Annotated in this window: 22 protein-coding genes; 13 read left to right on the forward strand and 9 right to left on the reverse strand. The window is 73.4% G+C overall.

What is annotated here, in order from left to right; all coding sequences use genetic code 11:
• The 10 genes from ADK86_RS37745 to ADK86_RS37790 all read left to right on the forward strand — a co-directional run.
• Positions 1–322: NAD-binding protein (locus ADK86_RS37745; protein WP_159394060.1), on the forward strand; the 322-nt coding region annotated here is incomplete at its 5' end.
• A complete protein-coding gene (locus ADK86_RS37750) occupies positions 319–816 on the forward strand; it encodes a hypothetical protein (RefSeq protein ID WP_053700694.1) in 498 nt (165 codons plus the stop codon). The genes ADK86_RS37745 and ADK86_RS37750, both read left to right, overlap by 4 nt.
• A gap of 224 nt (positions 817–1,040) precedes the next feature.
• On the forward strand, positions 1,041–2,510 hold the full coding sequence (locus ADK86_RS37755) for a catalase (RefSeq protein ID WP_053700695.1): 1,470 nt from the start codon (positions 1,041–1,043) through the stop codon (positions 2,508–2,510).
• Between the two features lie 343 nt (positions 2,511–2,853).
• Positions 2,854–3,579 carry a hypothetical protein gene (locus ADK86_RS37760; RefSeq protein WP_053700696.1) on the forward strand — a complete coding sequence of 242 codons (726 nt, stop codon included), beginning with the start codon at positions 2,854–2,856 and terminating at the stop codon, positions 3,577–3,579.
• A 72-nt stretch (positions 3,580–3,651) separates the two neighbouring features.
• A complete protein-coding gene (locus ADK86_RS37765; RefSeq protein ID WP_003987113.1) occupies positions 3,652–4,356 on the forward strand; it encodes an ABC transporter ATP-binding protein in 705 nt (234 codons plus the stop codon).
• Entirely contained in the window at positions 4,353–6,053 is a 1,701-nt protein-coding gene (locus tag ADK86_RS37770) for a DUF6297 family protein (RefSeq protein ID WP_053700697.1), read from the forward strand. Before ADK86_RS37765 ends, ADK86_RS37770 begins: the two co-directional genes overlap by 4 nt.
• Before the next feature lie 86 nt (positions 6,054–6,139).
• Positions 6,140–6,715 (forward strand): short chain dehydrogenase, encoded by a 576-nt coding sequence (locus ADK86_RS37775; protein ID WP_053700698.1) that lies wholly within the window; start codon positions 6,140–6,142, stop codon positions 6,713–6,715.
• A 61-nt stretch (positions 6,716–6,776) separates the two neighbouring features.
• The gene (locus ADK86_RS37780) at positions 6,777–7,307 is read left to right on the forward strand and encodes a GNAT family N-acetyltransferase (protein WP_053700699.1); all 531 of its coding nucleotides are present in this window, start codon (positions 6,777–6,779) and stop codon (positions 7,305–7,307) included.
• A gap of 107 nt (positions 7,308–7,414) precedes the next feature.
• Positions 7,415–8,449 carry a CopD family protein gene (locus ADK86_RS37785; protein WP_053700700.1) on the forward strand — a complete coding sequence of 345 codons (1,035 nt, stop codon included), beginning with the start codon at positions 7,415–7,417 and terminating at the stop codon, positions 8,447–8,449.
• A gap of 54 nt (positions 8,450–8,503) precedes the next feature.
• Complete coding sequence (locus ADK86_RS37790; RefSeq protein WP_030375273.1) at positions 8,504–8,878, forward strand: MmcQ/YjbR family DNA-binding protein; 375 nt, start codon at positions 8,504–8,506, stop codon at positions 8,876–8,878.
• 55 nt (positions 8,879–8,933) lie between these two features.
• Here the strand turns inward: ADK86_RS37790 and ADK86_RS37795 are convergent, their stop codons facing one another.
• Both ADK86_RS37795 and ADK86_RS37800 read right to left on the reverse strand, forming a co-directional pair.
• A complete protein-coding gene (locus ADK86_RS37795) occupies positions 8,934–10,679 on the reverse strand; it encodes an AMP-binding protein (RefSeq protein WP_053700770.1) in 1,746 nt (581 codons plus the stop codon).
• Between the two features lie 5 nt (positions 10,680–10,684).
• Complete coding sequence (locus tag ADK86_RS37800) at positions 10,685–12,487, reverse strand: AMP-binding protein (protein ID WP_234346305.1); 1,803 nt, start codon at positions 12,485–12,487, stop codon at positions 10,685–10,687.
• Between the two features lie 93 nt (positions 12,488–12,580).
• Between ADK86_RS37800 and ADK86_RS37805 the strand changes: the two genes are divergently transcribed.
• Entirely contained in the window at positions 12,581–13,423 is an 843-nt protein-coding gene (locus ADK86_RS37805; protein WP_053700701.1) for a helix-turn-helix domain-containing protein, read from the forward strand.
• Between the two features lie 60 nt (positions 13,424–13,483).
• Here the strand turns inward: ADK86_RS37805 and ADK86_RS37810 are convergent, their stop codons facing one another.
• From ADK86_RS37810 to ADK86_RS37820, 3 genes are all read right to left on the reverse strand, one after another.
• Positions 13,484–13,831: a PRC-barrel domain-containing protein gene (locus ADK86_RS37810; protein ID WP_053700702.1), complete on the reverse strand. Its 348-nt coding sequence runs from the start codon at positions 13,829–13,831 to the stop codon at positions 13,484–13,486.
• A gap of 135 nt (positions 13,832–13,966) precedes the next feature.
• Positions 13,967–14,149, reverse strand: coding sequence for a 4-oxalocrotonate tautomerase DmpI (gene dmpI, locus ADK86_RS37815; protein ID WP_003984274.1), 183 nt, complete (start codon positions 14,147–14,149; stop codon positions 13,967–13,969).
• Positions 14,150–14,264: 115 nt separating this feature from the next.
• Positions 14,265–15,227 (reverse strand): LysR family transcriptional regulator, encoded by a 963-nt coding sequence (locus ADK86_RS37820; protein ID WP_053700703.1) that lies wholly within the window; start codon positions 15,225–15,227, stop codon positions 14,265–14,267.
• Positions 15,228–15,379: 152 nt separating this feature from the next.
• Here ADK86_RS37820 and ADK86_RS37825 point away from each other — a divergent pair, with 152 nt between their 5' ends.
• The gene (locus tag ADK86_RS37825) at positions 15,380–16,282 is read left to right on the forward strand and encodes a hypothetical protein (RefSeq protein WP_234346307.1); all 903 of its coding nucleotides are present in this window, start codon (positions 15,380–15,382) and stop codon (positions 16,280–16,282) included.
• A 39-nt stretch (positions 16,283–16,321) separates the two neighbouring features.
• Here the strand turns inward: ADK86_RS37825 and ADK86_RS37830 are convergent, their stop codons facing one another.
• From ADK86_RS37830 to mgtA, 3 genes are all read right to left on the reverse strand, one after another.
• Entirely contained in the window at positions 16,322–17,530 is a 1,209-nt protein-coding gene (locus tag ADK86_RS37830; RefSeq protein WP_053700704.1) for a GNAT family N-acetyltransferase, read from the reverse strand.
• 31 nt (positions 17,531–17,561) lie between these two features.
• Complete coding sequence (locus ADK86_RS37835; RefSeq protein ID WP_053700705.1) at positions 17,562–18,392, reverse strand: MgtC/SapB family protein; 831 nt, start codon at positions 18,390–18,392, stop codon at positions 17,562–17,564.
• A gap of 66 nt (positions 18,393–18,458) precedes the next feature.
• Entirely contained in the window at positions 18,459–21,206 is a 2,748-nt protein-coding gene (gene mgtA, locus ADK86_RS37840; protein WP_078952533.1) for a magnesium-translocating P-type ATPase, read from the reverse strand.
• Between the two features lie 588 nt (positions 21,207–21,794).
• On the opposite strand from mgtA, the gene ADK86_RS37845 reads away from it, so the two are divergent.
• Complete coding sequence (locus tag ADK86_RS37845) at positions 21,795–22,808, forward strand: endonuclease/exonuclease/phosphatase family protein (RefSeq protein ID WP_063789188.1); 1,014 nt, start codon at positions 21,795–21,797, stop codon at positions 22,806–22,808.
• Between the two features lie 144 nt (positions 22,809–22,952).
• Here ADK86_RS37845 and ADK86_RS37850 read toward each other — a convergent pair whose 3' ends face one another.
• Entirely contained in the window at positions 22,953–24,146 is a 1,194-nt protein-coding gene (locus tag ADK86_RS37850; protein ID WP_053700707.1) for an XdhC family protein, read from the reverse strand.
• Between the last annotated feature and the right edge of the window lie 29 nt (positions 24,147–24,175).

The following is a 24,175-nucleotide window of genomic DNA, read 5'->3' on the forward strand; positions in this document are numbered from 1 at the left end:
AGCCGTCGTCTTCCTGGAGAAGTCCGGCGTCGACCTGTCCGCCGCCCTCGACGTCCTCAACGGCGGGCTGGCCGGCTCGACCGTGCTGACCCGTAAGAAGGACAACTTCCTGAACCGCGACTTCGCGCCGGGTTTCCGCATCGACCTGCACCACAAGGACATGGGCATCGTCACCGACGCCGCCCGCGCCGTCGGCGCCGCCCTGCCCACCGGCACCCTCGTCGCCTCCCTGATCGCGGCCCTGCGCGCCCAGGGCGACGGCGGCCTCGACCACTCCGCCCTCCTGCGCGGCGTCGAACGCCTCTCCGGCCACACCGTTTGACGGCCTGTCGGGTCATCGACGAAGCCGTCGGCCCGGACGCGTGCATCGTCACCGACGCCGGTCTTCGCCGGCTCTGCGGCGACCCGCACCGGTCGTCGTCGCACCGCGCGCGGCGGTACGTGGTGTGCGGCGGGAACGGGCCGCCCGGCCGCCAAGTACCGGTCACGATCGGCGTACGGGTGGCCCTGGACGCCCTGGGCCGCCGGGACACCACGGTCGTCACACTCGTCCACGTACAAGAACTGCCGCGTGCCACCGACGCGTTGGCGTTCGCGGTGCTGCACGACGTGCCGTTCGTGCTGGCCGCGGTCGGGCCCGATGATCCCAGCGGCAGGCGGTCGCTGGAGCTGATGCGGGCGTACGGCTGCTCGGCGCACCGGGTGGACGACCCCGACGCCCTGCGCTCGGCGGTCACTTGGGCCCGCAAGGAGGCCGTGACCACCGCGCGGCCGGTCCTGCTGCTGGCCACCGCGCATCCCTCGCCCGAGGCGTAAGAGCCCGGGCCCCCTGAAGACTTCCCGGCGGCGGCGCCGACACCTGTCCTGTCGCGCCCAGGCGCCGCCGCCGGGAGACCCTCCGAGCGCGCCCGAAATGCCGCTCTCCGACCCGTCCGAGCACCACCCCGCAACTTTTCAACAAAGTGTTGACGATGGTGGGGGTGCTCCCTACGCTCCAACATGCGGAAGCCGACTTCCGCGCTCTCGTACGGAAGGTCACCATGCCGAAGCCCACGACGACGCGCCGTCTCACCACGGAAGCCGGCGCCCCGATCGCCGACAACCAGAACTCCGCCACCGCCGGCGTCGGTGGCCCGCTGCTCCTCCAGGACCAGCACCTCCTGGAGAAGCTGGCCCGCTTCAACCGAGAGCGCATCCCGGAGCGGGTGGTGCACGCCCGCGGCTCGGGCGCGTACGGGTACTTCGAGGTGACCGACGACGTCACCGCCTTCACCCGCGCGGACTTCCTGAGCGCGGTCGGCCGCCGCACCGACCTGTTCATCCGCTTCTCGACCGTCGCCGACAGCCTCGGCGGCCCGGACGCCGCCCGTGACCCGCGCGGCTTCGCGGTCAAGTTCTACACCGAGGAGGGCAATTACGACCTCGTCGGCAACAACACCCCGGTCTTCTTCATCAAGGACCCGCTGAAGTTCCCGGACTTCATCCACTCGCAGAAGCGCGACCCGTTCACCGGCAAGCAGGAGCCGGACAACGTCTGGGACTTCTGGGCCCACTCCCCCGAGGCCACCCACCAGGTCACCTGGCTGATGGGCGACCGCGGCATCCCGGCCTCCTACCGGCACATGAACGGCTACGGCTCGCACACGTACCAGTGGACGAACGCCGACGGCGAGGGCTTCTTCGTCAAGTACCACTTCAAGACCAACCAGGGCGTCCGCTGCCTGAGCAGCGACCAGGCCGCCGAGCTGGCGGGCAAGGACCCCAACAGCCACCAGACCGACCTGCTGCAGTCCATCGAGCGCGGCGTGTACCCGTCCTGGACGCTGTATGTGCAGGTCATGCCGGCGGCCGAGGCGGCGGACTACCGCTTCAACCCGTTCGATCTGACGAAGGTGTGGCCGCACACCGACTACCCGCTCCGGCGCGTCGGCCGGATGGTCCTCGACCGCAACCCGGACAACGTCTTCGCCGAGGTCGAGCAGGCCGCGTTCTCGCCCAACAACTTCGTGCCCGGCATCGGCCCGTCCCCGGACAAGATGCTCCAGGGCCGGCTGTTCGCCTACGCCGACGCGCACCGCTACCGCCTGGGCGTCAACCACACCCAGCTGCCGGTCAACGCGCCGAAGGCGACCGTGGCGAACAACTACGGCCGGGACGGCCTGATGGCCGCCAACGCCTACGGTCGGCACGCCAAGAACTACGAGCCCAACTCCTACGACGGGCCCGTGCAGTCGGACCAGCCGCTGGCCGCGCCGTTCGCGCTCACCGGCCACACCGGCACCCACGCGGCCCCGGCGCACCCCAAGGACGACGACTTCTTCCAGGCCGGCGAGCTGTACCGGCTGATGTCCGAGGACGAGAAGAACCGCCTGGTGACGAACATCGCGGGCGGCCTGGCGCAGGTCTCGCGGGACGACGTGGTCGAGAAGAACCTCGCCCACTTCCACGCCGCCGACCCGGAGTACGGCAAGCGCGTCGAGGCGAAGGTCCGCGAACTGCGCGAGGACTGAGTCCCCGGTCGGCGCGAGGGCCCGACGGGAGGTCCGGCCCTGCGCGCGCCCGTGCCGGCCGGTCCGCTGAGGGGTGGCCGGCCGGCACGGCACTCCCCCGAACCCCGCCCGGCGGCGCGACCGTCCTGTCGCGCCCGACTCCCGTGCCGCCGGGCGGCACCACCACGGCGCCGGTGCGGGCGGAACCACGCCCGGTGTCCGTATGATCCGGGCGAAAGCCGAACCCGCGTGCATATCCCTGCGGTATGGTCGGCCTCCCACCGTGAGTCTCCCCCCAACGCCCGCCGGGGGACCATGGACGGCAACGGAACCTGTCTGCCGACCTACCTGCCGGGAGCCGACCATGGCCGACAGCGTGCCGGTGCGCTGCCCGACGTGCCGCCGCGAGAACGCTTTCACCCCGCCCACGTTCCCGTGCGCCTGCGGGGCGCCGCTGACCCTGCCGGTGCTGCGTGGCGGTGTGCCGGTGGAGATCGTGCATCGTACGTGGCAGAGCTCCTGGGTGGAGGTGCGCTGCGACACCTGCGGGCGGCTGGATGAGTGGCCGGCGCCGGAGTCGGGCTGTGTGTGCGGCACGGTGGTGCGCGTTCCCGTCGTGCCCGTACCGACGCCGCCCCCGCCGAATCCGCCGGCGCCCGGCAGTTCCCTCGCGTCCTCGCCCGGACCGCCGCCGGTGCTGCGGCCCGCCTTCCGCCCCGTCACCATTCGTACGGCCCGCGACTGTGTCACCGCTGCCGCCCAGTACCTGAAGTGGCTCGGGTTCACCGATGTGCTGGCGGCGCAGGAGCGCAGCGCGTCCGGGGTGGACCTGCGCGGCACCGGTGTGGTGGCCCAGGTGGACCCGACGACCCGGGCGACCAAGCTGCGGGAGATCGAGTGTCTATGGCTCAACGGCCTCAACGACTCCGCGATCGCGGTCTGCTTCTCCCTGGCGGGCTACTCCCGCGACGCCCGCGCCCGCGCCGACGAACTGCACCTCCCGCTGTTCGTCATGGATCTCACCGGTACCCCGCAGCCGGTCAACGACCCGGCCGACGAGCTGATCAGGGACGGCGCCACGGGCCGGTAGGGGCGGCGGCCGGCCGTCGCGGCGGCGCTGGTTAGGGTCGGTGGGTCCCCGACCAGCGTACGGAGAAGCTTGATGACGGCCAGGAACGGCGCGGACGCGCTGCTGCAACTGCGCGGTGTCAGCCGTCGCTACGGCGACCGGCAGGCCCTGCACCCGATCGACCACGACCTGGCCGCGGGCCGCTGCACCGCGCTGTTCGGGCACAACGGGTCCGGCAAGTCCACGCTGCTGCGCATCGCGTGCGGCCGGGACGCGCCGACCGGCGGCCGGGCGCTGTTCGCGGGCCGTACGGTCGCCGAGGACGACCCGGAGGTGCGGGCGCGGGTCGCGGTGGTCGGCGACAGCGTGGCCTGCTACCCGGACCTCACCGTCCGCGAACACCTCGAACTCGTCACGGTCGCGCACGCGGTGGACGACGCCCCGGCCTGGATCGACCAGGTGCTCGCCGACCGGCGGCTGGCCGACCACGCCGACGCGCTGCCCAACGCGCTTTCTTCCGGTCAGCTGCAGTCGCTGCTGCTGGCCGCCGCGCTGGTACGGCCGCGTGACCTGCTCGTCCTGGACGAACCGGAACAGCGGCTCGACCCCGGCGCCCGCGCGCGCCTGGCCGCCCTCCTGGTTGCCGAGAAGGAGGACGGCGTGGCCGTCCTGCTCGCCACGCACCAGGCCGAGCTGGCCGAGGAGGTCGCCGACCACATGATCGCGCTGGAGGACGGCCGGGTGATCGAGCAGGGCACTCCGGCGGAGGTGCTGCGCAAGCTGGGTGTGCGCTCATGAGGGCGCACGGTACGGAGACGGTCCCGCACGCGGAGGAGGAGACCGCCGGCCCGGCCGTCTGGACCGAGGAGGAGGACGACCGCACCGCCGAGACGCTGCGCTGGCTGCGCGACAAGCGCCGGGCGCACCAGCGGCAGCGCCGCCGCGACCGTGCCGTCCTCGCGTACTGCGTGGTGCTCGCCGTCCTCGGCTACGGCGGCGGCTACGCCTACCGTTTCCTGCAGTCGCTGAAGATCGGCGCGGACCACGGCAGCCTCGGCGCGGACCTCCAGCGCACCCTGCCGGGCGCCTTCGTCGTCGTCGCCCTCGCGCTGGCCGTGCTCGCCGCCCGCGACGCGCTGTGGCGCGGGCCGGTGGTCGTGTCCGGGCCGTCCGCCGGGTGGCTGCTGGCACAGCCCGTACGGCGCGGCGCGGTGCTGCGGCCCGCCTTCCGGATGTCCGCCGTACTGGCGATGTCCGCGGGTGCGCTCGCCGCGACGGCCGCGGCCGTCGTCCTGCACGTCACCGGCCTGGCCTCCTTCGGCGCTGCGCTGGCCGCGCTGCTCCCGGCCGGGGTCTGCCTGCCGCTGCTGGCCGTATCGCTGGGCATGGCGGTCGAGCGCAGGTCACAGTCAGCACATCTCGTACGGCGGCTGACCGCGCCTGCCGCCCTCCTTCTGGCGCTGGCGGCCGGTCAGACGGCACTGGCCTTCGGCGGCCATCGCTGGGCGCCTCTGGAGTGGGCCGAACTGTGGTCCGGCCCGTGGGGCTGGGCGGCACAGCCGGTGGTGGCGATCACCGGCGGGCGGGCTCCGGGCTGGCCCGTCGCGCTCGTACTCCTCGCGGCCGTCACCGCCGCCGCGGCCGGGTACGCGCACCGGGACGCCGCGTACGTACCCAACGCCCAGCTGCGGGGCCGCGCGGCGACGGCCTCGGCCGTCACGTCCGGAGTGTTCGCCCTGGAGCTGCGGGCCGCGAAACTGGCCGTCCTGGAGGCGGGCGGCGACGCGCCCAAGCGCCGGGTGCGGCTGCCGTCGCCGCCGCACCGGTACCTGATCGTGGTGTGGCGCGATCTGCTGGCCCTGCTGCGCATGCCGGGGCGGCTGGGGCGGGCGGTCGCCTGGACGGCGGCCGCGGCCGCCGCGGTGGGTCTCGGTGCCGGGCCGGTCGCCGAGCGGCGTGTGCTCGGCCTGGCCGTAGGGCTGCTGTGCGGATACGCCGCGGTCGGCGCCCTCGCCGAACCCGCCCGCCTGGAGACGGACGACGCGCGACGCGCCGCCTGGTCACCGTTCCGGCTGCGGACGCTGATGCTGCACCACGCCATCGTGCCGGCGGTGCTCGGCGCGCTGCTGGGCCTGCTGGCGGCCGTACCGTACGCGCTCGCCGGTGCCGGGTGGGCGCTGCTGCTGATGCCGCTGTGCGCGGCACCGTTCGCCGCGGCGGCGGTCTTCGGCGCCTGCCGTGGCCCGGCCCGCACGGACCTGCTGTTCGTCGGCGGCGCCACACCGATGGGCGGCCCCGGCCCGTTCCTGTTCGCCGCCTGGTACGCCGCCGGTCCGCTGGTGTCGGTCACCGGCCTGACCCTCGTCCTGAACCCGGCCCTGGCCCACGGGCCGGACGCACGGTCGGTGCTCCAAGCGGGCGTCATGGCACTGGTGTTGACGGCCGGACTGCTGTTCTTCGCGGGGCGGTCGGCGGGCCGGCTCGTACGCCACTGAGCCGTCCGGCCGGGAAGGAAACGGCCGCTCCGGCGGTTGTGTCCGGCCGTGACGGCCGACCACAGGGACGAGGAGCTGAGGCCCGTATGAAGGTGATCGTCATCGGAGCGAGCGGGGTCATCGGAAGCGCGGTCGCCGACGAACTGGAGGGGCGCGGGCACACGGTCGTACGGGCCTCGCGGCGCGGACCGGTACGGGTGGACATGGAGGATCCGGCGTCCGTGGACGCGCTGTTCGAGGACTCGGCCGTGCGCGGCGCGGACGCGGTGATCTGCTGCGCGGCCAGCGGCCGGCTGACGCCGCTGGACGAGCCTTCCGACGCCGAATTCACCCGTGGCCTGCACGGCAAGCTGCTCGGGCAGGTGCAGCTGACCCGGCGCGCGCTGCACCACCTCCAGGACGGCGGGGCGGTCGTGCTCACCAGCGGACGGTTCGACGAACCCACGCCGGGCGGCGCGTTCACCGCGCTGGTGAACACGGGGCTGGACGCCTTCGCGCAGGCCGCGGCGCCCGAGATGCCCCGCGGGCTGCGGCTCACCGCCGTCAGCCCCGGCTGGGTCAGCGAGACCCTGGAGCGGCTGGGCATGGACCCGTCCGCGGGCACCCCGGCCGCCGAACTGGCCCGTACGTACGCGGACGCCGTGGAGGGCCGTACCGCCTGACCCGGCGCCCGTACCCGGAAAACCGGCTGCCGTACGCCGCGCGACCTGCGACGGTGCTGCCATGAAGGCATCCGGCACCCGCCCCGACCCCGCCCTCCGTCCGGCCGCCCCCGGCGACCTCCCCGCGCTGCGCGCCATCGAGCGCGCGGCCGGGGAGGCTTTCCGCGCCGTGGGCATGGACCTGATCGCGGACGACGAACCGCCGTCGCCCGCGGAACTGACCCGCTATCAGCAGGCGGGACGGGCCCTGGTCGCCGATGACGGCGCTGCGGACGGCGCGCCGCTCGCCTATCTGCTGTGGGAGCCGGTCGACGGCTGCGCCCACATCGAGCAGGTCTCGGTCCACCCGGACGCCGCCCGCCGCGGCCTCGGCCGGGCGCTCATCGAGCGGGCGTGGCAGGACAGCGGGCTTCCGGCGCTGACCCTGACGACGTTCGCGGACGTTCCGTGGAACGCCCCGTACTACGCCCGTATCGGCTTCCGTGTCCTCGCCGAGGCCGAACTGACGCCCGGTCTGCGGGAGATCCGCCGCCGGGAGGGCGAACTGGGCCTGGACCGGTGGCAGCGGGTGTGTATGCGCCGGGACGGCTGAGGACCGGCGGCCGGCACCGCGTACGGCGCACGGGCCGGTGGCCTGGTTGTGTGACCTGCGCGGGCACCCGGCTTGCCGGTGTTCCGGCCGCCAGGGACGATCGCCGGATGAAGCCACCGCAACCGGCGTCCCGGCCCCCTTCCCGCCCCGGTTTCGGGGATCTCGGCGAGCAATCCGCCACGGCGACGGCCCGCCTCTCTCCCGGCCGGCGCGCCCTCGCCGTGGCCGCGTCCGTCGCCGTCGCCGTCCTCGTGCCCGTGTTCGGTACGGGGCTCGTGGTCGACGAGTCGTACGAGATCCGGTTACCCGGGGACGGGGCCACCGCGCTGCTGCGGGCGGTGCTGCTGGCCGCGCTGTGCGTGCACGTCGGGGAGTTGGCGGGGGCGCGGCTGGCGCGGCGGGTGGCCGGGGCGTCGGCGGGGCTGCCGCGGTCGTGGGCGGTGCGGGCCGCGTGGGCGGGGGTGGCGGCGGCCGTGGGGCAGTTGCTGCTGGTGGCGGGGAGCGGCTCGCCGGTGGCGGGGCTGTCCGGGCCCGCCCTCGTCGAGGCGTACGCAACCCGGCCGGGCCTGCTCGCGCTCCTGGAGGCCAACGCCTTCCTGCTGGCCGCCCTGTGCGCCGCCTCCAGACGCCCGGGGTGGGCGGCCGTGCCGCTGGCGGCCATCGTGTTCGGCGAGGCGCTGCGGGCCCACCCCGAGCCGTACACCCCGGAGATCGGCACGGCCCTCACCCTGGTGCACCTGACGGCGACCGCGCTGTGGACCGGCGGGCTGCTGCACGTGCTGCGGACGCGGTGGCGGTGGCGGCACGACGCGGCGGCCGGGCGCGAGTTGCTGACGCGGTACGCGCGTCCCGCGGCGCTGCTGTTCGCCGCGATCACCGCGACCGGCGTGTGCAGCACGCTGCGCCGGCTGCCGCTCGCGGAGGCGTTCGCCTCGGGGTACGGGCGTGTGCTGCTGGCCAAGCTGGTCCTCGTCCTGGTCGTGAGCGGGCTGGCGCTGGCCGCGCGCGGGCGGCTGCGGCGGGAGGCGGCCGTGCCGGGCGCGGCCACCCGGCCGGCCCGTGCGGAGCTGGTGGCGCTGGCGGCGGTGGTGCTGGTTTCCGCCGTTCTGACGGCCGTACCACTGCCGCCCGCGCCGGTCTAGCGGTGCGTCGGCACCGCCCGGGGGCCGGGACCGGTGGCGCGCCATAATGCCTGCATGTTCGATGCCAAGCGGCTGCGGGCCGTCTGTCTGGACTTCAACGGGGCGGTCGAGGAGTTCCCGTTTCCCCGGCACCCGGAGGTGTCCACGTTCAAGGTCGGCGGGAAGATCTTCGCGCTGGCCACCCTGGACGCCGTGCCGCTGACCGTGAGCCTGAAGTGCGACCCGGAACTGGCCGAACGGCTGCGCGCCGCGCACCCCGAGATCGTGCCGGGCTACCACCTCAACAAGCGGCACTGGAACACCGTCTCGCTGGCGGGGGCGCTGGACGACCGGCTCGTCCTGGACATGATCGAGGATTCGTACGACCTGATCGTGGCACGGCTGCCGCGCGCCCAGCAGCTGGTGCTGGACTGGCCGGGCCGCGCCTGATCCCATGGCGCGCGGCCCGGCCGTACCGCTGCTGACGGCTTCTTACGTCTGGTTCTTACGTCTGGGCGGCCTCGACCGGCCCCGCGGCGCCCCCGCCCGCCGGCCGTACCGGCTCCGCCGTCGCCTCCGCCTCCGCCGCCAGCCGCTCCGCCAGCCGCTCCCGCAGCTCGATCTTGCGGACCTTGCCGCTGACGGTCATCGGGAAGGCGTCGAGGACGTGGACGTAGCGCGGGACCTTGTAGTGCGCCAGCCGCGAGCGGCAGAAGCGGGCCAGCTCGTCGCGGGTGAGGCCGGCCGCGGGGTCGCGCAGGATGACGCAGGCGGCGATCTCCTCGCCGTACTTGGCGTCCGGCACGCCGACCACCTGCACGTCCGCGATCTTCGGGTGGGTGTAGAGGAACTCCTCGATCTCGCGCGGGTAGACGTTCTCCCCACCCCGGATGATCATGTCCTTGATGCGGCCGACGATGCGCAGATAGCCGTCGTCGTTCATCACCGCGAGGTCACCGGTGTGCATCCAGCGCTCCGCGTCGATCGCCTCGTCGGTGCGCTCCGGCTCCTCCCAGTAGCCCAGCATCACGCTGTAGCCGCGGGTGCACAGCTCGCCGGGCTCGCCGCGCGGCACCGTCGCGCCGGTCGCCGGGTCCACCACCTTGACCTCGATGTGCGGCAGTACCCGGCCCACCGTGCCGGTGCGGTGCGCCAGGTCGTCGTCGCGCCGCGTCTGCGTGGAGACCGGCGAGGTCTCGGTCATGCCGTAGCAGATGGAGACCTCGGCCATGTGCATCTCGGAGACGACCCGCCGCATCACCTCCTCGGGGCACGGCGAGCCCGCCATGATCCCGGTGCGCAGCGACGACAGGTCGAACGTGGCGAAGTCCGGGTGGTCCAGTTCGGCGATGAACATGGTCGGTACGCCGTACAGGGACGTGCAGCGCTCCTGCTCGACGGCGCGCAGGGTGGCCGCCGCGTCGAAGGCGGGCGCCGGGATGACGATGCAGGCGCCGTGCGAGGTGGCCCCCAGGTTGCCCATCACCATGCCGAAGCAGTGGTAGAAGGGCACCGGCAGACAGACCCGGTCGTGTTCCGTGTAGCCGACGGTCTCGCCCACCCAGAAGCCGTTGTTGAGGATGTTGTGGTGGGAGAGGGTGGCGCCCTTCGGGAAGCCGGTGGTGCCGGAGGTGTACTGGATGTTGACCGGGTCGTGCGGCGACAGCTCCTTCGCGCAGGCGGCCAGCCGCTCGTGCGGCACCTTCGCGCCCGCCGCCAGCAGCCCGTCCCAGGTCGGGTCGTCGATGTAGATCACATCGCGCAGCGCCCGGCTCTCGGCCCGCACCTGCTCGATCATCCGCCGGTAGTCGCTGGACTTGTGGGCGACGGCGGAGACCAGCACGCTCATCCCGGCCTGCTTGAGCACATACGCCAATTCGTGCACACGGTAGGCCGGATTGATGTTGACCATGATGGCGCCGATGCGGGCGGTGGCGTACTGCACCAGCACCCATTCCGGGCAGTTGGGCGCCCAGATGCCGACCCGGTCGCCCTTGCGCACGCCCTTGGCCAGCAGGCCGAGCGCCACCTCGTCCACCGCCCGCCCCAGCTCCGCGTACGTCCAGCGGCGCCCGCCCGCCACGTCCACCAGCGCCTCGCGGTCGCCGAAGCGGCTGATCGCGCGCTCCAGGTCGGCGCCGATGGTGCGGTCGAGCAGCGGCCGGCCGGTCTCGCCCCGGGCGTACGCCAGGTGGTGACCCGCCGCGGCGCTCTCCCGGGGTCCCGGCGGGTGGCCCGGCGGCCTGCTCATGTCGGTCATCGGTGGTCTTCCTCTCGGTACTCGGCGGCGCCCCCGCCCTCCTCGGCGGTGCGCTCGCGCAGCTCCACGCGACGGATCTTGCCCGAGACCGTCTTGGGCAGGTCCGCGAACTCCAGCCGCCGTACGCGCTTGTACGGGGCGAGCACCGCCCGGGAGTGGGCGAAGAGCGCCGCCGCGGTCTCGGGACCAGGTTCCCAGCCGGCCGCCAGCACCACATACGCCTTGGGAACGGCCAGCCGGAGGGGGTCGGGCGCGGGCACCACGGCGGCCTCGGCCACCGCTTCGTGTTCCAGGAGTGCGCTCTCCAGCTCGAAGGGTGAAACCTTGTAATCACTGCATTTAAATACCTCGTCGCGCCGGCCGACGTAGGTGATGTAACCCTCGGCGTCGCGCGAGCCGATGTCCCCGGTGCGGTAGTAGCCGCCGGCCATCGCCTCGGCGGTGCGGTCCGGGTCGCCGTGGTAGCCGGTGGTCAGGCCGACCGGGCGGGCCGACAGGTCGAGGGCGATCTCGCCCTCGTCGGCGGGCTCGCCGGTGACCGGGTCCAGCAGCACGACCTCGAAGCCGGGCAGGGGGCGGCCCATGGAGCCCGGTTTGAGGAGCTGCCCCGGGGTGTTGGCGACCTGCACGGCGGTCTCGGTCTGCCCGAACCCGTCCCGGATGGTGACGCCCCACGCCTCCCGCACCCGCTCGATGATCTCCGGGTTGAGCGGCTCGCCGGCCGCGACGATCTCGCGCGGCGGGTTCTTCAGCGCCGTCAGGTCGGCCTGGATGAGCATCCGCCAGACGGTGGGCGGCGCGCAGAAGCTGGTGACGCCCGCCCGGTCCATCTCGGCCATCAGCCGGGCCGCGTCGAAGCGGGTGTAGTTGTGGATGAAGACGGTGGCCTCGGCGTTCCAGGGGGCGAAGAGGTTGGACCAGGCGTGCTTGGCCCAGCCCGGCGAGGAGATGTTCAGGTGGACGTCGCCGGGTTTGAGGCCGATCCAGTACATCGTCGCCAAGTGACCGACGGGGTACGAGGTGTGGGTGTGCTCGACCAGCTTGGGGCGGGCCGTGGTGCCGGAGGTGAAGTAGAGCATCAGGGTGTCGTCGGCGTGGGTGGGCCCCGTGGGCTCGTACGTCTCGGCGGCGGAGTACGCGTCCTCGTAGGCGAGCCAGCCCGCCGCCGCTGCCTCCTCGCCGCCGCCGACCGCGATCCGCGTGTAGTCGCCGGGTACGTCCGCGAACTTGCCGATGTCGTCGCCCCGTACGAGCACGTGCCGGGCCCGGCCGCGCCGCACGCGGTCGGCGAGGTCGAGCGGGCCGAGCAGCGGGGTGGCGGGGATGACCACCGCGCGCAGTTTCATCGCGGCGAGGGCGGTCTCCCACAGCTCGGTCTGGTTGCCGAGCATGACCACGATCCGGTCGTCGGCGCGTACGCCCTGCGCGGCCAGCCAGTTGGCGGCCTGGTTCGAGCGGCGGCGCAGTGCGTCGAAGGTGTGGCGGGTGTGGGTGCCGTCCTCCTCGACGATGTGCAGGGCGGTGCGGTCGTTGCCGTCGGCGATGCGGTCGAACCAGTCCAGCGCCCAGTTGAAGTACGCGGGCCGGGGCCAGGTGAAGCCCTTGCGCGCGCCGTCGTAGTCCTCGCGGTGGCGCAGAAGGAAGTCCCGGGCCGCGCGGAACGCGGCGGTCGGGCCGGCGTCGGCGGCGCCCTCTCCGGCTCCCGAGGAACCCGCCGCTCCCGTCACCCCCGTAACCGGCACAACACCGCCCTTACCACCTGTACCGCCCATCACACCTGTCTCTTCGGTGTCCGCCATGTGTCCTCCTCATTGCCGCACCGCCTACCGCCATCGTGTAATCAGTGACGCAGGTCTCACCACCCCCGAACGGGGGGAAGCGGAGGTTTCGGCGTGCGGGTCGAGTCAGAGTCCGGCGGGTCCGTGGACGTACGGGCGGCGCTGTCGCGGCTGCGGCGGGCGAGCGGGCTGCCGGTGGCGTTCGGCGGGCTGCGGTACGGCACCGGCCGCTACCGCATCAGCGAACTGTCGGGCACCAGATCCGCCGCGCTGCACGGGCTGGCCATCCGGCACGGCAACGGCCTCGGCGGCAAGGCCGCGGTCCTCACCCGGCCCTTCGCGGTGACCGACTACCACTCCTCCCCCGTGATCAGCCACGAGTACGACGCGGCCGTGGCGGCCGAGGGCCTGTGCTCCGTGCTCGCGGTGCCGGTCGTGGTGCGCCGCCGGGTGCGCGGCGTCCTGTACGGGGCACTGCGGCACCCCGTACAGCTCGGCGACCGCTCACTGTCCGCCGCGATGGCCGCCGCCCGCGAACTGGAACAGGCCCTGCTGCTCCAGGACGAGGCACAGCGGCTCCTGTCGGTCACCCGGCAGCCGGACGCCGCCGACCCGTCGATGTGGGAGGAGGTACGCGAGGCACACGGCGAGCTGCGCGCGCTGGCCCAGCGCATCGCGGACCCGGCCCTGCGCCGGGAACTGCTGACGGCCTGCGGACGGCTGGCGGCGGCGTCCTCCCCCGAACGCGGCACGGAGGACCCGGTCCCGCTGGCGCCGCGCGAGGTGGACGTCCTGGCCTGCGTGGCCACCGGCGCGACCAACGCCGTGGCGGCGGAACGGCTGGGCCTGCGCCCGGAAACCGTCAAGAGCTACCTGCGCTCCGCCATGCGCAAACTGGGCGTGCATTCCCGCCTTCAGGCGGTGGTGGCGGCGCGGCGGGCGGGGGTGCTGCCGTAGCCCGTGGCACGTGACGGCGGGTCCGGCCGGGCCGGCCGGACCCGCGTGTGGTGCGTGGTGTCACTTGTGGTGCGGCTGGTAATAACGCCCCAGCTGCTCGTGGTAGTCGGGGTTGCCGAGGTGCTTCTCCTTGTCGAACTCCGGAGAGTTCTTGATCTCTTCCTTGGTGCGGGAGACGAAGATCTTGCGTTCGGCGGTGTCCACCGACGCGATGACACCGGCCGGCAGCAGCACGCTCTTGCCGAAGATCCAGACGCCGGTGTCCACCACGATCCAGGCGGAGCCCACATCGTCGGAGTGCTTGTCGACCTTGCCGATATGGCCGTCCGTGGCCTCGACCTTGTACCCGACGAGGTCCGTGCCCGCCGTGTGCCCGGCGGAGGCGGGGTAGCCCCAGATGTCGGTCATGGAGAGCTCCTTCGCACGATCGGGAGTCGCAACACGTCGCCGGGTGCCCGGGGGCACGGCGGCCAAACGGCGGCGTCGCGCGGTGCCGTGACTTCCGGCCACCGTGCCACGCCGCCGCATCCGGCCGCCCCGCCCCTACTTGTCGGCGGTCAGCTTCCCGGCCGAGCCCCAGCTGTCGGTGGGCACCTCGTGGATCCATACCTGCACGCTCTCGGCGGGTACGTGCAGCGCGTCCACGAACGCGTCGGTGATCTGCCGGACCAGCTCGCGCTTGAGCTCGGTGCTGCGCGGGCCCTGCTGAACGGTGACGACGGGCATGACGGAACTCCCCTCACGGCGGCGGCCGCCCGGCCGTTCCGGGCGCCTCTTCCGCATGCCTCCAGTCCATCCGGAGCGGGCCCGGTGACCAAGAAGCAGTCCGCGCTCGCTGCGATCACGGATCGAGATCGTGCGCGGCGGCCGCGCACGCCGTGAGCAGTGCGTCCAGGCACGCGGGCGGCGCGGTGCGGTGCACGGCCAGCGAGGTGGTCAGCGTGAGGGGCGTACGGAAGGGGCGGAAGGCGACGCGCCGGGTCCGCAGTTGGCGGGCGTGCGCGGCGTACACCACGGTCCAGGAGGGGTGGGCGGACCCGGCGGCACCGATCACGGCCAGATTGTCCTGGAGCGATCCGGCCGGCGGGCCCGGTACGGGTACGGGTTCGAACCCCGCGTCGTGGCAGGCGGTCAGCACGCGGTCCACGAGGGCCGGGTTGGTGCGGCGGGCGGTCAGCCGCAGCGGTACGGCGGCCAAGTCGGCCAGGTCCACACCCTCGGCATCCTCCGCCCCGGCAGCCGCGAGGGGGTGCGCGGCGGGCAGGACGGCGACGAGCGGGTCCGGCCAGAGCGGTACGTGGCGGAGCACGCCATCGGTACCGGCACTGTCCGTATCCAGGCCGTCCGCGCCATCGCTGCCCGCACCCCGTACGAACGCGGCGTCCAGTTCGCCCTTGGCCACCCGGTCCAGGCGTTCGCGCGTCGGCGCGGAGACCAGCTGGACGCGGAGGCCGGGGGCGAGACGGGCCAGGGCGTCCAGGACCCGGTCCAGGTGGTCGCCCAGGCCCGCGCTCGTCCCGAGCCGCAGGGTGCTGCGCCGGGTGCCGACGAGGTCGGCGACGACGGCGAGCGCGCGTTCCTCCGCGGCGAGCAGGGCCCGCGCCTCGGGCAGGAACCGTTCTCCGGCGGCCGTGAGCCGTACCTGCCGCGCCGACCGGTCGAACAGGTCAGCGCCCACCTCCCGCTCCAGCCGCCGCACCTGCTGGCTGACCGCCGACTGCACGATGTGCAGCCGCTCGGCGGCCCGCCCGAAGTGCAGCTCCTGCGCGACCGCCACGAAATACCGCACCTGCCGCAGCTCCACGCCGCCCTCCCCCGTCCATTCGTACGGGGTCATTGTCGCGGAGGGCGGGGGGGCGGGAGCCGGTCGGCCCTCCGGCGACGCGGGCCCGGCGGCCTTCCCCGCCGACGGCACCATGCGCTAAGCCTGCCCCATCCGTATAGGGAGGCACCCTGATGGCCACGGCCCGATACCAGCACACGGGTACGCCCACGCAGATGACCCGCTTCGATGACATCTACAGCCGTCCGGACCCGCGAGCGTACTTCGGCGCCTTGGGAGCGCTGGGGTATCGGACGCCCCATCACGCCCAGCGGGTCTTCCGCAGCCTCCTGCCTCTGGCCGGCCTTCCCGGCGTTTCCGGGCGCCGGGCCGACGGACAGGATGGCGGGCCACGGGCCACGGTTTTGGACATCTGCTGCTCGTACGGCATCAACGCGGCTCTGCTCAACCACCGTGTGACGCTGGAGGAGCTGTACGAGCGCTACACCTCACCGCAGGCAGCCCGCCTGACGACCGCCGAGCTGATCGAGTCGGACCGCGCGTACTACGCGGCGCGCCGCCGCCCGGATGCCGTGCCCGTCATCGGCCTCGACATCTCCGGGCCGGCCATCGCCTACGGGTGCGCCGCCGGCCTGCTCGACGAGGGGTTCGCCGAGAACCTGGAGGACGGACCGCCCGGCCCGGCGCTGCACCGGGCCACCCGTGGCACCCGGCTGATCACCGTGACGGGCGGTGCGAGCTTCCTGTCCGCCCGTACCTTCCGTCCGCTGCTGGAGGGCAGGCGGGAGCCTCCGTGGGTGGCCGCCTTCGTCCTGCGTACCGGCTCCTACCGGAACATCTCCGACGGCCTGGCCTCGATGGGCCTGACCACGGAGAAGGACACCGCCCGTACCTATCCGCAACGGCGCTTCACCGACGCCGACGAGCAGCGGTACGCCGTCGCCGCGGTGTCCGCGGCCGGCGACGACCCCCGCGGCAAGGAAACCGACGGCTGCTTCCACACGGCTCTGCATCTCACCCGGCCCGCCGCGCAGGCGGTCGCCCGTCCGCTGCACGTTCTGCTGCGGGACGGCTGAGCCCGGCGCCGCTGCTCAGCGGTGTGACGCCCGGCCCTCTCAGTAGTCCTCGCCCGTGAACGGCAGATACTCCGTCTCCAGCGCGGCGTCCAGCAGGCGGGCCGCGCCGGGCGTACGTTCCTCCACCAGTCCGGCCCGCGCCAGCCGCCGTACCGGGGTGCCGCCGAGGTAGCAGGAGGCCAGGTCCCGTACGTCCAGGGCCAGGTCGGCGGGGGCGTCGGCGGGCTCGTACGTGGCGCCGGACCGGTCCGCGGTCAGGCGGAAGCGGCCGGCGTTGGCGGGCAGTGCGGCGTCGCGCACCTCCAGCACCAGGTCGACGGGCGCGGCCCACGAGCGGGCGGTCAGCGCCTCGGCGACGTCCACCAGCCGCAGCCACAGCGCGGGCCACTGGCCGGTGACGCGGACCTGGTCGCGGTCGGCGGCGAAGAGCAGCAGCGGGTCGTCGGCGGCCACCGCCCAGGCGCGCACCTTGCGCGTCAGGTCGATGGAGGCGAGGTACGTCCAGAGTGCCGCGGCGGCGGGCGCGTCGGCCGCCGCCATCTCCTCGACGGTGACCGTGCCCTTCTCCCCCGCCCGGTAGATGACGTACCCGGCGGCGGGCGCGTCCTTGTCACCGAGGACGACGATGCGCGAGGGGCCGTCGTCGTCATCGTCGTCATCGTCCTGGGCGAGCACCGAGCGCCGCCACCACGCCTCGTCGCGGGCGAGCCGCCCGGCGTGCCGCGCCCGGCTCGCCTCGTACAGCGGCGCGATCACCGGTACCGCGTCCTTGGGGCCGAGCAGCCGCAGCGGGCGCCGGTCGGGTGTGATGCGCAGGTCCAGGGGGCGGCTGGAGTCGATCTCGACGCTGTACGCCTCGGTGGCCGGGCCGAAGCCGAAGCGGCCGTAGATCGCGTCCTCCGACGCCCACAGGCAGGCCAGCGGGCGGCGGTCGGCGGCGCAGCGGCGCCACAGCCCGTCCATCATGGCGGTGAGCACGCCGCGCCGCCGGTGGGTGGGTGCGACCGATACGAAGTCCAGTGCGGCGGCGGCCAGTTCGCCGCCCGGCACGGAAAGGCCGAGGCGGTGCGCCGCGGTGAAACCGACGATCTCCTCGCCGTCGTACGCGCCCACCCGCTCGCAGTCCAGCAGCATCTCGCGCTGGCGCTTGCGGGTGGCGTCACCGGTCTTGGAGTGGAAGGCGAGGTCGGCGAGTTCGAGAGCCCGGTCGATGTGCGCTTCGGGGATGTCCCGGATATCCGTGGTCACTCCGCGACGCTAACCCGGGCCCCGCCCGCCGTCATCCGGTTTTCCGGGGCGGCCGGTCCCGGTAGCCGGCACCGGGATTCCCGCCCTGCCTCCTGTCGTAGTCCCCGTCGAATTCCTCCTCGTCGCCGTCCGGGTGGTTCAGCACGGTCCAGCTCACCGCCGACACCGCGGGCTCCAGCGAGAGCCTGCTGACGGCCTCTTCGAGGAGGCTGTCGTCGCGCCGCTCGGTGGTCACCTCGGCGGCGACGGTGACCTTCGTGGGCGTACCGTCGCCCTGCCGCGAGGCGCCGTCGTCCCGGCTGTGCACCGCCCGCAGCCGGAAGCCGGGACGGCTGACGGCCTGCACGACCAGCGCCCGGATGTGTGCTTCCTCGGGCTCGGTGCACACCGCCTCGAAGTAGTAGTCGGTGGCGACCTCGGCGCCGCCGCCGGGCTCCCGGTCGAGCCGGCGGCCCAGCGGGCGCAGCACCAGGTTCGCGCCGACCACCCCGGCCGTGCCGAGCGCCGCGACCACGTACAGCCCGGTCCCCGCCAGGGCGCCGACCGCGGCCGAGCACCAGAGCGTGGCCGCGGTGTTCAGGCCGCGTACGTTCAGCCCGTCGCGCATGATGACGCCGGCGCCGAGGAAGCCGATGCCGGAGACGATCTGCGCGGCGACCCGCGATCCGTCGTAGCCCGTGGTGCTGGTCGCCGCCGCGAAGCCGTACTGCGAGAGCAGGACGAAGAGCGCGGCACCGGCGGCGACCAGCGCGTTCGTGCGCAGGCCCGCCATTCGGGCGCGCCACTGCCGCTCCAGGCCGATGACCGCTCCGAATCCCAGGCCGGCCGCGATGTTGCCGGCCAGCTGCCATTCGTTCACCATGATCCGCGCTCCTCCTCGTGCGCCGGTGCGGGGCCGCCCGGGGCGGCCCCCTTTCTCATCGGCGGTTCACAGCCAGGTGTTGAACCGGCGGATGTACCAGGTCTTCACGCCCTGGGTGAGCAGGCAGTACGCCAGCAGCGTCCCGGCCAGCCACGGGAAGTAGCCGAGCGGCAGCGCCTGCATGCCGAGCGCCGTGGCCGGCGGCGAGAACGGCAGGGCGATGCCGAACGCCATGACCAGGGCGGTCATCAGCAGCACCGGCCAGGTGGCCCGGGACTGCACGAAGGGGATGCGGCGGGTGCGCAGCATGTGCACCACGAGCGTCTGCGTCAGCAGCCCCTCGACGAACCAGCCGGACTGGAACAGCGCCTGGTGCGCCTCGCTGTCCGCCCCGAAGACGTGCCACATCAGCAGGAACGTGGTGATGTCGAAGACCGAGCTGGTCGGTCCCAGGACGAGCATGAAGCGGCCGATGCCCCGGGCGTCCCAGGCGCGCGGCTTGCGCAGGTACTCCTCGTCCATCCGGTCCCAGGGCGTGGCGAGCTGCGAGATGTCGTAGCAGAGGTTCTGTACGAGCAGCTGGGTCGCCAGCATCGGCTGGAAGGGGATGAACGCGGAGGCGGCCAGCACCGAGAAGACGTTCCCGAAGTTCGAGGAGGCCGTCATCTTGATGTACTTGATGGTGTTGCCGAAGGTCCGGCGGCCCTGGAGGACGCCCTGTCCGAGGACGGTCAGGTCCTTCTCCAGCAGGATGATGTCGGCGGACTCCTTGGCGATGTCCACGGCGGTGTCGACGGAGACGCCGACGTCCGCCTCGCGCAGCGCCGCGGCGTCGTTGATGCCGTCGCCGAGGAAGCCGACCGTGTGGCCCGCCTTTTGCAGGGCGCGCACGATCCGGGCCTTCTGTACGGGGTTGACCTTGGCGAACACGGTGGTCGTCCGGACCAGTTCGGCCAGGTCCGGCTCGTCGAGCAGGTCCAGGTACGGGCCCGTGACGATGGTGCCCGCCTCGATGCCGACCTCGGCGCAGACCCGCGCCGCGACCGCTTCGCTGTCACCGGTGACGACCTTGACGGCGATGCCGCTGTCGGCCAGGGACCGCAGCGCCTCGGCGGCGTCCGCCTTCGGCGGGTCGAGGAAGGCCAGGAAGCCGCGCAGGGTCAGCTCCGTCTCGTCCGCGACGCCGTACACGCCGTCGCCGCCCTCCGGGAACGTACGGGTCGCCACCGCCAGGACCCGCAGGCCCTGCCGGTTGTGGTCCTCGGCGGCCCCGGCGACCTGGCGGCGCAGCGCGTCGGTCAGCGGCACGCGCCGCCCGCCGTCGGCGAGGTGGGTGCACAGCGCGAGGACTTCCTCGACCGCGCCCTTGGTGACCATGAGGTGTTCGTCGGCCGGGCCGTCGAGCCCGTTGCGCCGCAGCACCACCGACATCCGGCGCCGCGCGAAGTCGAAGGGGACCTCGTCGACGAGCGTGAAGCGGGCGTCGACGACCACCTCCTCGGCCTCGTGCATCCGGGCGACGACGGCCTGGTCCATGGGGTTGCGCAAGCCTGTCTGGAAGTGGCTGTTGAGGCAGGCGTACTCCAGAACCTCTCCGCTCCCGTTCCCGTCCGCGTCGCCGACCTGCCTGCCGTACGCGTCGAGGCAGCGGTGCAGCACCACGCGGTCCTCGGTCAGCGTGCCGGTCTTGTCGGTGCACAGCACGTCCATCGCGCCGAGGTTCTGGATGGCGTTCAGGCGCTTGACGACGACCTTGTGCCGGGCCATGGCGACCGCGCCGCGCGCCAGGTTGGTGGTGACCACCATCGGCAGCATCTCGGGGGTCAGGCCCACCGCGACGGCCACCGAGAAGGTCACCGCCTCGGCCCAGTCGCCCTTGGTCAGCCCGTTGAGGGCGAACACCAGCGGCACCATGACCAGCATGAAGCGGATCAGCAGGAAGCTGACCTTGCGCACCCCCGCGTCGAAGCCGGTCTCCGGCCGCTCGCCGGCCAGCGAACCGGCCATCGACCCGAAGTAGGTGTCCGCCCCGGTGGCCACGACCACGCCGGTCGCGGTGCCGGACGTCACCGACGTGCCGGCCAGCACCAGGTTGTCCGCCTCCACCGGGTCGGCGCTCCCGCCGTGGTCCCGCGCCGGGGTGTCGGCCTTGGCGACGGGCAGCGACTCGCCGGTCAGCGCGCCCTGTGCGACCATGAGGTCCTTGGCGGACAGCAGCCGCAGATCGGCGGGTACGAGGTCGCCGGCGGCGAGCCTGACGACATCGCCGCGCACCACGTCCGCCACCGGGATCTCCATGGTGGCCGGCGCCTGCGTCCGGCCGGGCCGGCGCTGTACGGCGGTGGTCGTGGTGACCAGGGCGCGCAGCGCGGCGGCCGAGCTGTTCGAGCGGTACTCCTGCCAGAACCGCAGCAGCCCGCTGATCAGCACCATCGCGCCGAGGATCGGGATCTTCGGGTCGAAGGGCTCGGTGTCCGCGGCCTGGAGCCACTGCGCGTACATGACGACGGCCAGCGCGGCGAGGACGAGGATGAACGGGTTCCAGAACGCCTTGGCCAGCTGGACGTACCAGCGCGGGGCGCGCTCGTGCGCGACGACGTTGGGCCCGTCGCGTTCCAGGCGCGCCACGGCGTTGTCGTGCAGCAGCCCGTCGCGGCCGGTGCGCAGGTCCTGAAGGACGCGGGAGGCCGGACGCGCGCTGATGCCGGCCAGGTGCGCGCCGACGGCGCGGGTACGGGCTTCGAGCTCGGCGGCCCGGCGCTCGCGGCGGCGGCCCGGCGGCGCGAGCTTCTCGGGGGTGAGCAGGTTGGTCATGACGAAACCTCCCTCCGTACGGGCGCGCGGCGGCGCCGGGGCATATCGGCATGACGGCATGCCCCGGTGGCGCGCGGCGCCGGAACGGGGAATTCGGCGATCGTGAATTACGGAGTTACTGAATTACCGGAGGCACGGAAATGCGGGCACGCCGGAATACGCCGTGGCGCGGCTGTGCGCATTTCGCACACACGTCGGCGGGCGTAGACGTACGGGCATTCCGCACGGAGCAGGGAGAAACGCAGGGCACGGCGACCGGGCCGGACCGTAGGCGACGACGAGGCGCGTCAGGCGCGCCGTCCCCGCCGGTCACCCACGGCGAATTCACCGGTCAGCCGGTCGGCTGACGCCGATGCTGACGCTGATCAGCCGGCCACTGCAACGCTGCGGCAAGGACTTCCTTCGGGACTCATCCCGATCACCTCCTTGCTCGCGCGGACACAAACCGGGTGCCGCGCGTTCCGGCACCCACACCACCGAATAATGCCATACGACCCCGGCCGTTCCCTCCCCCTTTCGGCCAAGAATTCCCCAAGCACCGGTGTGATACGGCTCGCACCCGGCCGCCGGTACGGCACCATCATCTGCATGGTGACGGGAAATGCCACGGCCGCGCGCGCCGGTACGGGTACGGATACGGGCGGGGCACCACGGCGGCGGGCGGCCCGGACCGGCGCGGCCCTGCTCCTGCTCGTCGTCACCGTGCCCCTGGTGTTCCGCGCCGCCGGCTCGGACGGCCCGACGCCCGTCCCCCAACTGCTCGCGTTCCTGCCCTGGTTCCTGGTGCCCGCCGGGCTCGGCCTGGCACTGTCGCTCGCGGCCCGCTGGCGGCCCGGCCTGTTCTGGGCCGCCGCCGCACTGCTCGTGACGGCCGCGTTCGTCCGGCCGTACGGTGCCGAGGCCGCCGCGCCGCACGGCCCGGCCGTCGCCCGCCTCCGCGTCCTGACCGCGAACCTCGAATTCGGCCGGGCCACGGACGGGCTGCTCGCCACGCTGCGCCGGGAGCGGCCCGACCTGGTCGCGGTCCAGGAGTGCGACCCGGACCGCTGCGCCGCCGCCCTGGACTCCGCGCCCGTCCGCGCGGCCTACCCGTACCGCCTGCTCGCGGGGCACGGCGCGGCCGAGGGCTCCGCCGTGCTGAGCCGGTTCCCGCTCACCCGGGACGGCGCGGTCGCGGGCGAACTGGCCATGCCCCGTGCGGCCGTCACGGTCGCCGGGCAGCGCCTGCGCTTCCAGGTCGCCCATCCGATGCCGCCGCTGCCCGCCTCCCTGGACACCTGGCGCACCGAACTCGGCCGCCTCCGCGCCCTGGCCGCCTCCCGCGGCCACGAATCCCTCGTCGTCGCGGGCGACTTCAACTCCTCCCAGGACCACGCCGCCTTCCGCGCCCTCCTCGACACCGGCCTACGAGACAGCGCCCGCCTGACAGGCCACCCCCGCACCCCGTCCTGGCCCTCCTGGACGCCCCCCGTACTGGGCGCCCAAATCGACCACGTCCTGACCAGCGGCGCACTGCACCCCCGCACGGCACGCTTCCTCGACCTGCCGGACACGGATCACCGGGCGCTGCTGGTCGACTTGGAGCTGTACTCCGCCCGGTGAGCGCCCCCACCCCCTAACCGCCTACCGCGCCGCACTCCTCGACCACACACCGCAGCACACCCTGGCGCGGGAAGGTACGGACAACGGATGACACGGCCCTGGCACAAGCTCGACCTGTCCGCGTGGGTCTCTCCAGCCGCCCCCTCACGCCGCCGAGACCGGCCCGATCCTCCCCAACGCCGCCGGCGCATCGTGGTGAATCGGCGTATGCGCCCCCGTGAGCGGTGTGCCCGTGCCGCCGCGGCGGTTGGCGATGATTTCGGCGGCGATGGAGAGGGCGGTTTCCTCGGGGGTGCGGGCGCCGAGGTCGAGGCCGATCGGTGAGCGCAGGCGGTTGAGTTCGAGTTCGGTCAGGCCCACGGCACGGAGGCGGTCCAGGCGGTCGAGGTGGGTGCGGCGGGAGCCCATGGCGCCGACGTAGGCGACGGGGAGGCGCAGGGCGCGTTCGAGGAGGGGGACGTCGAACTTGGCGTCGTGGGTGAGGACGCACAGCACCGTGCGGGCGTCGAGGTCCTGGGTTTCGAGGTAGCGGTGCGGCCAGTCGACGACGATCTCGTCCGCCTCGGGGAAGCGGGCGCGGGTGGCGAAGACGGGGCGGGCGTCGCAGACGGTGACGTGGTGGCCGAGGAACTTGCCGGCGCGTACCAGGGCGGCGGCGAAGTCGATGGCACCGAAGACGATCATGCGGGGTGCGGGGACGGAGGATTCGACGAGGAGGGTGACGGGTTCGCCGCAGCGGGAGCCGTCGGCGCCGATCTCGACGGTGGTGGTGCGGCCCGCGTCCAGGAGGGCGCGGGTCTCGTGGACGGCGGTGCGGTCCAGTTCCGTGGGGCCGCCGAGGGTGCCGGCGGCGGTGCCGTCGGGGCGTACGAACAGGGCGTGGCCCAGGAGGTGCGCGGGGCCGCGGACGACCCGGGCCACCGCCGCCGCTTCACCCGAGGCGGCGGCGGCCAGGGCAGTGGTGATGGTGGTGGCGGGCGCTCCGGACTCGGTGGGGGCATCGCGCCCCGGCCCCTCCGTACCGTACGGCCGTACCGGAGCGATCAGGATGTCGATGACGCCTCCGCAGGTCAGGCCGACCGCGAAGGCGTCCTCGTCGCTGTAGCCGAAGCGCTCCAGAACCGTTTCGCCGGTGCGCAGCGCCTCCTGGCACAGCTCGTATACCGCGCCCTCCACGCAGCCGCCGGAGACCGACCCGACCGCGGTGCCGTCACCGTCCACGGCCAGGGCGGCGCCGGGCTGGCGGGGGGCGCTGCCGCTGGTGGCCACGACCGTGGCCACCGCGAAGGGGCGTCCCTGCCGGGCCCACCGGTGCAGCTCGTCGGCGATGTCCAGCATGTCGGTCTCCTTACGGTGATGGCGGGGGC

Origin of the sequence: Streptomyces sp. NRRL F-5755, assembly GCF_001279365.1 — a bacterium.
GTDB classification, from domain to species: domain Bacteria; phylum Actinomycetota; class Actinomycetes; order Streptomycetales; family Streptomycetaceae; genus Streptomyces; species Streptomyces rimosus.